Source organism: Actinomycetospora sp. CA-101289, assembly GCF_050955895.1.
In the GTDB taxonomy this organism is placed as follows: domain Bacteria; phylum Actinomycetota; class Actinomycetes; order Mycobacteriales; family Pseudonocardiaceae; genus Actinomycetospora.
Genome location: NZ_CP192093.1, coordinates 6,044,289 through 6,057,037, shown reverse-complemented (window position 1 = coordinate 6,057,037; position 12,749 = coordinate 6,044,289). Strand labels below are relative to the sequence as shown.

Genomic DNA, 12,749 nt, shown 5'->3' with positions numbered 1-12,749 from the left:
CTCAGTGCTCGGGGGGCGGCGGCCACAGCTCGTCGTCGACCGCGGGGAGCGCCGACGCCGTGTCGGCGACCAGCGCGCGGGCCGCGGAGTCGGTCGGGGCGCGCTCGGCCAGCGCCTCGAGCGCCCGGTCGGTGCCGACGTCGGCGCCCTCGGCCTCGGAGAGCAGCCAGCGGACCTCGAGCAGGTCGCAGTACGCCTGCACGGCCGTGCCGCGGTGGCGGACGGCGGCGTGGGCCCGGCGCATCCCGGGCGTGAGGACGTCGTGCACCCAGCTCGCGATCGCCTCCTCCTCGCCCACGCGGTGGGGGCGGTCGCGGGCGATCGTGCGCTGGTGGGCGCGCAGGTCGCCCAGCAGGATCCGCGCCTGGCCCTCGCCCGCGTCCAGGCCCGTCAGCTCGCGCAGGTAGCGGGCGTGGTGGTTGCGCTCGCCGACCATGACGCGCAGCCGGACCGTGCCGCCGTCCCCCGACTCCTGCGCCGGCGCCAGGCTGACCTCGTCGACGACGTAGCCCAGGTCGTTGAGCTCGCGCACCGTGCCCTCGATGCGGTACCGGTCGCCGAACGCGAACTGCGGCTGGGTGTGCAGCACCTCCCACAGCGCCTCGTAGCGCGCCGGGAGCGCGGTGGCCTCGGCGATGAGCTGCTCGTCGATCTCGGGCGGGCGCCCCAGGCTCGCGGCCAGGTCGACCATCCCCGAGGCCACGTTCTCGACGAGGATGTCCAGGTCCTGGGCGCGCTGGCCGTCGGAGAGCGACGGGTGCACCTCGCTGGTCTCGGCGTCGACGAGCCACGCCTGGAACAGCTGACCGTCGCGGGAGAACAGCGTGTTGGCCAGCGAGCAGTCGCCCCAGTAGACGCCGTGGCGGTGCAGCTCGACGAGCAGGCCGACCATGGCGTCGAACAGGCGCGCCCGGTGCGCGGGCCGGTTGGGGGGCAGGCGGGCGATCAGGCGGCGGTACTGCCACGAGCCGCTGAGGTAGCGGGTGAGCAGGATCGAGCAGTCGTGGTCGGGCTGGGTGACCAGGCCCGCGGGGCGCACGGCGGGCAGGCCCGCGGCCTCGAGGTGTCGCAGCACGTCGAACTCGCGGCGCGCGATCCGCGGCGGCAGCTCCTTGAGCGCCCAGAGCTCGCCGTCGAGCTCGACGAAGCGCACGAGGTGCCGGCTGGGGCCGACGGGCAGCTCGCGCAGCGGCACGTCGGCGGGGTCCCAGTCGCCGAGCGCCCGCTCCCACGGCAGGGCGACGATCGCGGGCGAGGGGCGGCGCAGGCGCAGGTCGGGGGCGGTCACCGGGCGGCTCCCGGGGGTGCGGTGGTGCCGCGCAGCACCAGGTGGGTGGGCAGCATCTCGGCGGGCGGCACCCGCGGCGGCGGGCCCCCGCGCAGGGCGTCGAGCACGAGCTCCCCGGCGCGGCGGCCCTGCTCGCGCACCGGCTGGGCCACGGTCGTCAGGTCGGTGAGCGCGGCCAGCGGGTGGTCGTCGATCCCGATCACCGAGAGGTCCTCGGGCACGCGCAGGCCCGCGCGGCGCAGCGTCCGCATCGCGCCCAGGGCCATCTCGTCGCAGTGGGCGAACACCGCGGTCGGCGGCGTGCGCAGCCCGAGCAGGCGCGCCATGCCCTCGGCGCCGCCCTCGCCGCTCCAGGACGCGGTGGCCACCAGCTCGTCGTCGGGCTCGGCGCCCGCGTCGCGCAGGGCCGCGCGCCAGGCCGAGGAGCGCCCGTCGGGATCGGGCGCGAGCCGCTGCTCGTCGCCGCCGGCGAGCATGCCGATGCGCCGGTGCCCGAGGTGGAGCAGGTGGTCGACGGCCCGGCGCCCGGCGCGGTGGTCGTCGATGCCCACCGACGGGTACGACGCCACCCGGCCGCCCGCGGCGACCACGGTGACGCCCAGGGAGGCGAGGCGGGCGTGCTCGGCCTCGTCGACGGCGAAGGCCAACACCACGACCGCGTCCACCCCGCGCCGCGCCGGGAGCCGGGCGAAGAAGGCCCGGCGTTCCTCGGGCCCGCCCACGCGGAAGAGCACGAGGTCGAGCTCGGCGGCGCGCAGCACGGCCTCGAGCCCCTCGATGAGCTCGCCGAAGAACCAGCGCGACGGGTGGGGCACGAGCACCGCGACCCGGCCCGTCGGCCCGCCCGCGAGCCGCGTGGCCTCGGGGGAGGCGACGTAGTCGAGGGCGGCCGCCGCCTCGCGCACGCGGTGGCGAGTGGCGGCGGCGACGTGCGGGTGGTCGCCGAGCGCGCGGGACGCGGTGGCCGCCGAGACGCCGGCCCGCCGGGCGACGTCGTCGAGGGTGACCCGGGGCGCGGAGCGCACGGCAGCCGGGCCCTGCGGCTCGGCCGTGTCCCCGGTCACAGCCCGAGCATGGCACGGCCTCTGCAAGCGGTTCCAGGAGCAGACCGCGATGCTGCGCCGCCCGCTCCACCGGATTGCCCCAGACGTCACAGAGTCACCCAATGATCGCCGAGCGCACTTGACTTGTGAGACCCGCATCACCACAGTCCGACCGCAAGCGCTTCCATCACGGGGGCCGGGAGGGGACGAGCAGCATGCGCCACCCACGACGACGGTTGCGGTGGTCGTTGACCGTCGTGGTCGCGGTGCTCGCCGCGCTCGTCTCGGCGTGCGGGTCCGCGCCGGCGGGTCCGCCGGTGCTCACCTGGTACATCAACCCCGACGACGGGGGCCAGGCCGAGATCGCCCGCCGGTGCACCGAGGCGTCCGGGGGCCGCTACACGATCGCGACGTCGACCCTGCCCCGGCAGGCTTCCGAGCAGCGCCAGCAGCTCGTGCGCCGCCTCGCGGCCAACGACTCGTCGATCGACATCATGAGCATCGACCCGCCCTACGTGCCCGAGTTCGCGCAGGCGGGCTTCCTGGCCCCGATGCCGCCGGCCATCGAGGTCGCGGCCCGCGAGGACCGCGTCCCCAGCTCGGTCGAGGCGTCGACCTGGCAGGGTCGCATGGTCGCCGTCCCGTTCTGGGCGAACACCCAGCTGCTCTGGTACCGCGAGTCGATGGTCGCCGCCATGGGCCTGGACATGAACCAGCCCGTCACCTGGGACCAGCTCATCCAGGCCGCCGCTCAGGCCCGCACCCAGTTCGCCGCCCAGGGCGTCCGGGGCGAGTCGCTGACCGTGTGGGTCAACGCCCTCACCGAGTCCAGCGGCGGCTCGGTGATCACGAACCCGGGCGAGACCAATCCCGAGCTCGTCCAGCTCGGGCTGAACGCCCCGCCCGGCATCGAGGCCGCCCGCATCCTGCGCGCGTACGGCGACGCGGGCATCGCCCCGCCCGGCTTCCCCACCGCCGACGAGGACACCAGCTCCGACACGTTCCAGTCCGGCTCCGCCGCCTTCATGGTCAACTACCCGTTCATCTGGGGGAAGGCGACGTCGGCGGTCGAGGAGGGCACGCTCCCGCAGTCCGTCCCCGACGACTACGGCTGGACCATCTACCCGCGCACCACACCCGACCGGCCGAGCGCACCGCCCCTGGGGGGCATCAACCTCGGCGTGGGGGCGTTCAGCGCCCACCCCGACCTCGCCTACGACGCCACCACCTGCATCACCCGGCCGGACAACTCGGCCTACTACATGGTCTCCAACGGCAACCCGTCGTCGCGGCTCTCGGTCTTCTCCGACCCGGCGGTGCTGGCGAAGTTCCCGATGGCCCCGGTCATCCGTGACTCCCTGACCCTGGCCGCACCCCGGCCGCCGACCGCGTACTACGCCGAGGTCTCCGGCGGCATCCAGCGCACCTTCCACCCGCCGGGCGCGGTGACGCCGGGCGCGACCAACGAGGCCGCCACGGCCCTCATCACCGCGGTGCTGCGGAAGGAGGCGCTGCTGTGAGCGCCACGCTGGAACGTCCCACCAGCGCCGTCGACCCCTCCGCCACCGGGGGCCGGGGCGACAAGTCGCGGGCCGAGCGCCGGCTGGGCTGGTACCTCGCCGGTCCCGCCTTCGTCGTGATGCTGCTGGTCACGGCCTACCCCATCGTCCAGGCGGTCTACGACTCCCTGTTCGACTACCGCCTCACCGACCCGGAGAACTCCTCGTTCGTCGGGCTCGGCAACTACGGCGTGATCCTCACCGACTCGGTCTGGTGGACCTCGTTCGGCGTCACCGCGTTCATCACAGTGGTGACGGTGGCGGTCGAGCTGGTCCTCGGCTTCGGGCTCGCGCTGGTCATGCTCCAGGCCCTGCGGGGGCTGCGTCCGGTCCTGCGCACGGTCATCCTCATCCCCTACGCAGTGATCACCGTCGTCTCCGCGTTCGCGTGGCAGTTCGCGTTCAGCGTCGACTCCGGCTTCGTGAACTCCTGGTTCTCGTGGGTGCCGGGCGTCGCGGCGGACACCGACTGGTTCGGCACGCAGGGCGCGTCGCTGTTCGTCATCTGCCTCGCCGAGATCTGGAAGACCACGCCGTTCATCTCGCTGCTGCTGCTCGCGGGCCTCGCCCAGGTGCCCGACGTCCTGCAGGAGGCGGCCAAGGTCGACGGCGCGACGTGGTGGCAGCGCCTGCGCAAGGTCACGCTGCCCAACATGAAGGCGGCGATCATGGTCGCCGTCCTGTTCCGCACCCTCGACGCGTTCCGGGTCTTCGACTCGGTGTTCGTCATGACCGCCGGCGCGAACGACACCGAGACCGTCTCGTTCCTGGCCTACCGCCAGACGATCGAGCGGGTCGAGATCGGGCTGGGCTCGGCGGTGTCGGTGCTGCTGTTCCTGTCCGTGGTGCTGATCAGCGGGGTGTTCATCAAGGGCTTCAAGGTCGACCTGTCCCAGGCGCGAGGGGAGTAGCCGGTGTCCACGCGCGAGAAGGTCGGCTGGGGCATCGGCGGCCTCGTCATCATCGTCTACTGCCTGTTCCCCGTGGCGTGGATCGTGTCGCTGTCGTTCAAGTCCTCCGACGACATCGCCAACGGGCAGTTCCTGCCCACCGTGTTCTCCGGGGCCAACTACGAGCAGATCCTCGTCGGGGACGCCGCCGGGCTCTTCCTCCCGGCGCTGGTCAACTCGTTCGGCATCTGCATCATCGCGACGGCGATCTCGTGCCTGCTGTCGATGTTCGCCGCGTACGCGATCGCGCGGCTCGACTTCCCCGGCAAGAAGCTCATCCTGTCGACGGCGCTGGCCGTGGCCATCTTCCCGGTGATCTCGATCGTCACGCCGCTGTTCAACCTGTGGCGCCAGATCGGGCTCTACAACACCTGGCCGGGCCTCATCATCCCGTACCTGTCGCTGACGCTGCCGATCTCGATCTGGACGCTGTCGGCGTTCTTCCGCGAGATCCCGTGGGAGATGGAGCAGGCCGCGCAGGTCGACGGCGCGACGCCCTGGCAGGCGTTCCGCAAGGTGATCGTCCCGCTGGCCGCGCCCGGCGTGTTCACCACGGCGATCATCGCGTTCTTCCTGGCCTGGAACGACTTCGTCTACGGCATCTCGCTGACGTCCACCGAGGCGGCGCGCCCGGTGCCCGCGGCGCTCGGCCTGTTCTCCGGGGCATCGCAGTTCGAGTCGCCGAACGGCCCGATCGCGGCCGCCGCGGTGATCGTGACCATCCCGGTCATCGTCCTCGTCCTGCTCTTCCAGCGACGCATCGTCGCCGGTCTCACCAACGGCGCCGTGAAGGGATAGGCGGATTCCATGTCCTCGATCGAGATGAGCCACATCGTCAAGAAGTACGGCGACGGCTTCCCGGCCGTGAACGACGTGAGCCTCGACATCGCCGACGGCGAGTTCATGATCCTGGTCGGGCCGTCGGGCTGCGGGAAGTCGACGCTGCTGCGCATGATCGTCGGGCTGGAGGACATCACCTCGGGCGACATGGTGATCGGCGGCAACCGCGTCAACGACAAGGCGCCGCGCGACCGCAACCTGTCGATGGTGTTCCAGAACTACGCGCTCTACCCGCACCTGACCGTGTACGAGAACATCGCGTTCCCGCTGCGCCTGGCCAAGGTCCCCGACGACGAGGTGCGCCGGCGCGTCGAGGAGGCCGCCGACGTCCTCGAGCTGCGCGAGCACCTCGAGCGCAAGCCCGCCAACCTCTCCGGCGGCCAGCGCCAGCGCGTGGCCATGGGCCGGGCCATCGTCCGGTCGGCCGACGCGTTCCTGTTCGACGAGCCGTTGTCGAACCTCGACGCGAAGCTGCGCGGGCAGATGCGCACCGAGATCTCGCGGCTGCAGCGCCGCCTGGGCATCACCACGGTCTACGTCACCCACGACCAGACCGAGGCCATGACCCTCGGCGACCGCGTCTGCGTGCTGCGCAAGGGCGTCATCCAGCAGGTCGCGTCGCCCCGCGAGCTCTACGAGCAGCCGGTCAACCTGTTCGTCGCCGGGTTCATCGGCTCGCCGCCGATGAACTTCCTGCCCGCGACCGTCGAGGGCACCGGTCTCTCGACCCCCTTCGGGCCGATCGAGCTGGGCGAGGAGCGCGCGCAGAAGATCGCCGGCCACGACCTGCTGCTCGTCGGCATCCGCCCCGAGTACTTCGAGGACGCCTCGCTGGTCGACGAGGCGAAGAAGCCGCACGGGTCGACGTTCACCGCCCACGTCGACGTCACCGAGTGGCTCGGCGATGCCCAGTACGCCTACATCCCGTACGAGGCGCCGACCGAGGTCGCCGACCAGCTCAAGGAGCTCTCCCGCGAGCTCGACTCCGACCAGCTGCGCACCCAGGCCGTGGTGTCCATCGACTCGACCAGCCGCATCCGCGAGGGCCGCGAGGCGGAGTTCTGGCTCGACAGCCGCAAGGTGCACGTCTTCGACCCGAAGACGGGCGACAACCTCACCCGCGACGCCGAGGCGGGCCGCAAGCTCACCGAGATGGCCACCGAGGACCGCGTCGAGCAGGTGGAGCGGGCGCGCGTTTGAGTCGCTGGGCCGGGCGGGCGATCGTCGACGCGCGCCGGTAACCCTCGAGGGGCGGGAGGCGATTCCCGGACGTGTCGGAGATCCGTACGTGGGCCGTGGGCGCCCTGGCCGTGGTGGCGATCGCCGTGGGAACGGGAGCGGGGGTCCAGATCGCGAGGACCAGTGACGCCCCGGTGGCCCCGGTCGTGGCCGTCGTGCCCGAGGTGACGGCCCCGCCGACCTCCGCTCCGCCCGCGAGCGTCGCCGCCCCGTCGACCACCGCGACCACCCCGTCGGCGACGACCCGCGCGACGACGACCCGGCCGACGACGACGCGGACGACCCGGACCACCCGGGCGCCGCGCTCGACCACTCGGGACCGCCCCGCCGCCGACGGCGGGTCCGCCGCGCAGTCCTACCGCGGGTGCGTGAACGCCTCGAACTCCCCGGGTGCCGTGGCCTGCCGCGCCCTCGTCGACGCCGGCGTGCGGGGCGAGTGACCGGGGTGTGAGCGCTCGTCCGTGCTGGGGCACGGACGAGCACGCACGAGACCGCAGGTCAAAGTCGGTGCCAGGCCTGGGCCAGCGCCGAGGCGATGGGGACGAGGACGCTCCGCTCGTTCCAGTAGTACGGGTGCGCGAGCGGCGTCATCCCGAGGGGCCAGGGGCCGACGGTGACGCGGCGGTCCTCGGTCACCGCGGCGGACCAGGCGTCGGACAACGGGCGCAGCGGTGAGCTGATGACGTCGTCGGGGTCGTAGACGTTGACCCACTCCGGGCTCTGGCCGGGGTGACGCGCGTCGAACTCCGGGTGCGGCACCGTCAGCGGCTGCCCGAACCCCGGGTGGCGCTGCGCCCAGAGAGCCAGCGGGCTGCCCAGCGTGTAGTACCAGCCGAACGTCTCGCCGCGCTCGAGCGGCGTGTCCCCGAGCTCGGCGCGGGCCTGCGGGGACAGCGGCGTCCCCTCGCCCGCGTTTTGCAGGTCGTAGAGGAAGTCGCTGGACACGACGCTGCCGAGGCTGTGCCCGAGCACCGCGAGCGGGGCGTCGCCCCCGGCCTTCTCCGCCAGCGTGTGCAGGGAGCGGGCGAGCGTGGCCTGGACCTCCTCGTAGCTCCCCGTCCCGTCGGAGCCCGACTGGTAGGCCACCGCGTCGCCCAGGTAGTGCACGATCAGCCAGCGCAGGGTCGGGAAGTGTGCGTCGCCCAGTCCGGGGAGCCAGCGCAGCCCCGCCGTCGACGCCGCCGCGAGCAGCGCCAGCGTCGAGCCCTGGCTGGCGCGGGCGGCGAGCGTGTCGAGCAGCCCGAGCAGCCAGCGGGAGCCCCGGCCGCCGAGGCGCTCGCTGAGCTGCTCCTGGCCCGGCTCGAACACCGGCGCCCAGAACGCCGGCTCCATCACCAGCGCCTCGGACGCCGGGACGCCGGCGATGCGGGTGAACTCCTCGCCCAGCAGGCGCATGGCGCGCGCGGCGTACTGCTCGCCGGCGCTCTCGACGCCGTGCACGAGCATCACGGCGAGCTTGGGACGGTTCACTTCGCCTCGGTCAGTTCGGCGTAGGGGGTGCGCAGGCCGTCGCGGAACAGCGCGGCCAGCGCCTGGCGCTGCCGGAAGAACAGCACGAGAGCCGCCACCACGTAGACCCCGGAGAGGATCAGGAGCTCGAGGGACTGCAGCGGTGCGGGCAGGGTCGCGGCGAGGACGAACTGCGCCAGGAAGAGCCCGAGCAGGCTCAGCGCGCCGTAGACCGTGATCGACAGCGTCACGAGCAGCGCCACCGCGAACAGCGACTGCGCGGCGGTGATGAGCAGCTCCTCGCGCTGCACGACGTCGACGGGCAGGCCGTGGAACGAGCTCGAGGACAGCGCGAACACGATCGGCAGCGTGCCCACCAGCAGCGACCACTGGTTGACCTTCGACGACACCAGCGTGGCCAGCGCGTCGGTGGTCTTGAGCCGCCACGCGTAGAGGCCCGCGACCAGCAGCTCGGGGGCCTCGGACGCCAGCGGGGCGAGCCACTGGACGAGGAAGAACTGGCTGATGCCCAGCTCGGTGCCCGTCTGCACGAGCGAGTCGGCGAAGGGCTCGGCGCACAGCACGATGATCGCCGCGGCCACGACGAAGAGCCCGATGTAGCCGGTGCGACGCTTGCGGGCGTCCATCCCCCCGATCCAGGCCGACGGGCCGATGAGGTCGGGGTCCTCGGCCGGGGCCTTCGCCACGCGGATGCTGTAGAGCACGAAGATGCCGACGAGGACGACGGTGTCGACGAGCGTGATGCTCTCGCGCAGCGGCAGGGTCATCGAGTAGACGGTGGCGATCAGCAGGAAGACCAGCGGCACCGAGTCGGTGCGCAGCAGCGTCACCTTGGTCGGCTTGCCCGGCTCGTGCGACGTGCCCGCCCCGCCGTCCTGCCCCGCGTCGGCCCCCCCGCGACGCAGGCGGATCGCGGCGAGCAGCACGACGAGCGCCCAGCCGACGCCGACGAGGATCCGGTTGGCGCCGGTCATGTTGGCCAGCGCCAGCCCGCACGGGGACTGCTCCATCGAACCCGGTGGCAGGCAGGTCGGGCCGTACTGGGCGTAGGCCTCGCCGCCCTGGATCGTGAAGACGAAGTCGACGGCGTACTCGGGCAGCACGGCGACGAGGGCGAGCAGGGCGATCGCGAGGCCCGCCGAGATGTCGACCTGGGCGGCCTCCGCGGCCCACGACAGCAGGAACGCCGCGCCGACGATCGCCACGCCGTAGAGCAGGGCGTCGACGGGGTGCGAGAGCGAGAGCCCGACGACGTGCAGCACGAGGCCGGGGACCGCGATGGCCACCGCCCCCGCGACCAGCAAGGGTGAACGGTCTCGCTGGCGCGCCGTGCTCGCGCTGCTGGTGGACATGTCCGGTTCTCTACCCTTCCGGGGGGTCCCACAGACGCCCGACGCGCCCCGCTCCGCGGTGATCTCCTCGCGGGCGGGCCCGGTGCCCAGGCGGTTTGCCGCGTCCGGGTCGTCTCGGGCACCGTGCGGTGTCGGCATCCCTCCCCGATCCGCTCCCCCGAGGTCCTGCCGTGCCGTTCTCCCCTGCCCCGACCCTCGACGCGCTCGTCCACACGGGCGTCCAGGTCGCCCTCATCGTCGTCGTCGCGGTGGTCGTCCGGGCCGTCGTCATCCGCATCATCGGCCACGCCAGCGCTGGCGCCGGCGTGCCCGGTCTCGTGACGCTGCTGCGGCGGCGCCGCGGGATCACCGACGCCGACCGCATCCGCGCCTTCGGGTCCGCGCGCCGGGCCCAGCGCGCCCGCACGGTCGGGTCGGTGATCGGCAACGCCGCCACCATCCTGATCTTCGGGACTGCGTTCACCATGGCCCTCGGCCAGGTCGGCGTGAACCTCGCCCCGGTGCTCGCCTCGGCCGGCGTGCTCGGCCTGGCCGTCGGGTTCGGCGCGCAGAACCTGGTCCGCGACTTCCTGTCCGGGATCTTCATGCTGCTCGAGGACCAGTACGGCGTCGGCGACCACGTCGACCTCGGCGACGCCGTCGGCACCATCGAGCGCGTCGGCCTCCGGACCACGACGGTCCGCGACGTCGCCGGGATGGTCTGGTACGTCCGCAACGGGACGATCGAGCGCGTGGGCAACGGGTCGCAGGACCACGCCGTCGCCGTCGTCGACGTGCCGCTGGCGATCGACACCGACATCACCCACGCCGCCGCGGTCGCCGGGTCGGCGGCCGCCACGGCCATCGACGAGGCCGGTCACGGCGACGACGTGCTCGCGGGCCCGCGGGTGCTGGGCGTCGAGTCGCTCTCGGCGTCGGGCATGACGCTGCGCCTGACGGTCACGACCGAGCCCGGGCGCCAGTGGGCGGTCCAGCGGACCGTGACCGAGCGGGTGGTCGCGGCCCTGCGCGCGGACGAGGTGGCGCTGGCGGCGTGAGGGTGACGGCGGTGTGACGTCGGCGCGTCGCGGCCCTTCGACGCGCGGACCTCACACGAACGGGCGCAGGATCGCCCCGTGATCGCCGGTCCCTCCCGCCGCGCACCGCGCCTCGCCGCCGCCGCGCTCGTCGCGGCGGCGCTGGTGGGCGGGTGCGCCCGCCCCGAGGCCCCGCCGCCGGTGGCGGCGCCCGCCCCGGTGGCCACCACGCCGCGCCCCACCACCCCGCCGCCGACGACGACGACCACGCCCGCGCCGACCCCGTCGCGAGCGCAGGCTGCCGTCGACGCCACCGCGCCCGCCGAGCGCGAGCGGCGCGGGGTCACGCTCGGCGTCGCCGTGCTCGACCGCACCACGGGCCAGATCACCGCCAACGGCGAGGCCGACACCCCGCTGCGCACGGCGTCGGTGGCCAAGCTGTTCACCATCGTCGACGTGCTGACGCGGCGGGCCGCGGGCCAGGTGACGGTGACCCCGAGCGACGAGCAGCGCATCCGCCGCGCGCTGACCCTCAGCGACGACGAGGCGATGAACGGGTTGTACTCGCGCTTCGGCGGCCCGGAGGGGATCGAGCGGGTCTCGGCGCTGGTCGGGCTGAGGGCGACGAGCCCGTCGGAGCGGGCCGGGCAGTGGGGCGAGACCCTGACCTCGGCCCGGGACGTGGCGACGCTCTACGCCTTCATCCTCACGCGGCTCGCGCCCGCCGACCGCGACCTCGTGCTCTCGTCGCTCGAGGCGGCGCCGGCGACGGCCGCGGACGGGTTCGACCAGGGCTTCGGGCTCCTCGACCCCGCCCGGCGCGGCACCGCGGCGGCGAAGCAGGGCTGGCTGTGCTGCCTGCAGTCCAGCGTCGACCTGCACTCCACCGGCCTGCCCGACCTGGAGAGCCGCTACGTGCTGGTGCTGCTGTCGAACCAGCCGCGGGGCTACGACGCCGCCCGCACGCTGCTCGACGACGCCGCGGGCGCGGCCCGGGACGCGCTGGCTAGCTGAATGACCTGACCTAGGCTCGCGTGTCGTGCAGAGCCTCGCCCTCGTCGACGACTGGCCCGTCGAGCACGCCGCCGCGGGGGTGGTCGGCGCCGACGGCACGGTGCGGGGCACCCGCGGCGACACCGCCCGCCGCTTCCCGCTCGCGTCCGTGACCAAGCCGCTGGTGGCCTGGGCGGCGCTGGTGGCGGTCGAGGAGGAGGCGGTGACCCTCGACCAGCCCGCCGGCCCCGAGGGCTCGACGGTGCGCCACCTGCTCGCGCACACCTCGGGGCTGGCGTTCGGTGAGCACCGCGCCGTCGCCGAGCCCGGCACCCGGCGGCTGTACTCGTCGGCGGGGTTCGAGGTGCTGGCCGCGACGATCGAGGAGGCGACGGGCATCGCCTTCGCCGACTACCTGCACGAGGCGCTCCTGGCCCCGCTGGGCATGGCGGCGACCACGCTCGACGGCTCGCCGGGCCATGGCGCGACCGCGAGCGTCGACGACCTCCTGCGCCTCGCCGCCGAGATGCAGGCGCCGACGCTGCTGCACGCCGACACCGTGCGGGAGGCGACGAGCGTCCAGTTCCCGGGCCTCAACGGCACGATCCCGGGCTTCGGTCACCAGAAGCCCAACGACTGGGGCCTGGGCGTCGAGCTGCGCGACGGCAAGAGCCCGCACTGGACGGGGTCGCGCAACGCCCCCGGCACGTTCGGGCACTTCGGTCAGTCGGGCACGTTCCTGTGGGTCGACCCCGAGGCGGGCGCGGCGTGCGTGGCGCTGGCGGACCGGGACTTCGGCGACTGGGCGAAGACCGCCTGGCCCGCCCTGTCCGACGCGGTCCTCGCCGACCTGTAGCTCGCTGGCCGACTGGCGACCGGCGCTGGACGGCACGCTCCGCGTGCCAGCGTGGGGGCCACGCTGGCGTTGAACGCCAGGAAAGCCGCCACGATCTTGTGGGACTGCCTCGCGGAGGGTGCGGCGCGAGATGGGTGATATTT

General features: G+C 73.6%; 12 protein-coding genes. 8 read left to right on the top strand and 4 right to left on the bottom strand.

The window, feature by feature from the left end; translation table 11 throughout:
- Position 1: 1 nt before the first annotated feature.
- Both ACQPX6_RS30055 and ACQPX6_RS30050 read right to left on the bottom strand, forming a co-directional pair.
- On the bottom strand, positions 2-1,288 hold the full coding sequence (locus tag ACQPX6_RS30055; RefSeq protein ID WP_433784488.1) for a DUF4032 domain-containing protein: 1,287 nt from the start codon (positions 1,286-1,288) through the stop codon (positions 2-4).
- Complete coding sequence (locus ACQPX6_RS30050; RefSeq protein ID WP_433784487.1) at positions 1,285-2,352, bottom strand: LacI family DNA-binding transcriptional regulator; 1,068 nt, start codon at positions 2,350-2,352, stop codon at positions 1,285-1,287. The genes ACQPX6_RS30055 and ACQPX6_RS30050 overlap by 4 nt, the downstream gene beginning before the upstream one ends.
- 236 nt (positions 2,353-2,588) lie before the next feature.
- Between ACQPX6_RS30050 and ACQPX6_RS30045 the strand changes: the two genes are divergently transcribed.
- The 5 genes from ACQPX6_RS30045 to ACQPX6_RS30025 all read left to right on the top strand — a co-directional run bounded on the left by ACQPX6_RS30045 (position 2,589) and on the right by ACQPX6_RS30025 (position 7,359).
- On the top strand, positions 2,589-3,851 hold the full coding sequence (locus ACQPX6_RS30045) for an extracellular solute-binding protein (RefSeq protein ID WP_433788402.1): 1,263 nt from the start codon (positions 2,589-2,591) through the stop codon (positions 3,849-3,851).
- Positions 3,848-4,801, top strand: a complete 954-nt coding sequence (locus ACQPX6_RS30040) for a carbohydrate ABC transporter permease (protein WP_433784486.1) — start codon at positions 3,848-3,850, stop codon at positions 4,799-4,801. The genes ACQPX6_RS30045 and ACQPX6_RS30040 overlap by 4 nt, the downstream gene beginning before the upstream one ends.
- 3 nt (positions 4,802-4,804) lie before the next feature.
- Complete coding sequence (locus tag ACQPX6_RS30035) at positions 4,805-5,638, top strand: carbohydrate ABC transporter permease (RefSeq protein ID WP_433784485.1); 834 nt, start codon at positions 4,805-4,807, stop codon at positions 5,636-5,638.
- A 9-nt stretch (positions 5,639-5,647) separates the two neighbouring features.
- Positions 5,648-6,880: an ABC transporter ATP-binding protein gene (locus ACQPX6_RS30030; protein ID WP_433784484.1), complete on the top strand. Its 1,233-nt coding sequence runs from the start codon at positions 5,648-5,650 to the stop codon at positions 6,878-6,880.
- Between the two features lie 71 nt (positions 6,881-6,951).
- A complete protein-coding gene (locus tag ACQPX6_RS30025) occupies positions 6,952-7,359 on the top strand; it encodes a hypothetical protein (protein ID WP_433784483.1) in 408 nt (135 codons plus the stop codon).
- A gap of 58 nt (positions 7,360-7,417) precedes the next feature.
- Here the strand turns inward: ACQPX6_RS30025 and ACQPX6_RS30020 are convergent, their stop codons facing one another.
- Together ACQPX6_RS30020 and ACQPX6_RS30015 are read right to left on the bottom strand one after the other, a co-directional pair.
- Complete coding sequence (locus tag ACQPX6_RS30020; RefSeq protein WP_433784482.1) at positions 7,418-8,389, bottom strand: hypothetical protein; 972 nt, start codon at positions 8,387-8,389, stop codon at positions 7,418-7,420.
- Entirely contained in the window at positions 8,386-9,741 is a 1,356-nt protein-coding gene (locus tag ACQPX6_RS30015) for a sodium:proton exchanger (protein WP_433784481.1), read from the bottom strand. Before ACQPX6_RS30015 ends, ACQPX6_RS30020 begins: the two co-directional genes overlap by 4 nt.
- A 170-nt stretch (positions 9,742-9,911) precedes the next feature.
- Between ACQPX6_RS30015 and ACQPX6_RS30010 the strand changes: the two genes are divergently transcribed.
- From ACQPX6_RS30010 to ACQPX6_RS30000, 3 genes are all read left to right on the top strand, one after another.
- The gene (locus ACQPX6_RS30010) at positions 9,912-10,778 is read left to right on the top strand and encodes a mechanosensitive ion channel family protein (RefSeq protein WP_433784480.1); all 867 of its coding nucleotides are present in this window, start codon (positions 9,912-9,914) and stop codon (positions 10,776-10,778) included.
- A 78-nt stretch (positions 10,779-10,856) separates the two neighbouring features.
- A complete protein-coding gene (locus tag ACQPX6_RS30005) occupies positions 10,857-11,771 on the top strand; it encodes a serine hydrolase (protein WP_433784479.1) in 915 nt (304 codons plus the stop codon).
- A 25-nt stretch (positions 11,772-11,796) separates the two neighbouring features.
- On the top strand, positions 11,797-12,606 hold the full coding sequence (locus tag ACQPX6_RS30000; protein WP_433784478.1) for a serine hydrolase domain-containing protein: 810 nt from the start codon (positions 11,797-11,799) through the stop codon (positions 12,604-12,606).
- Positions 12,607-12,749 lie beyond the last annotated feature (143 nt).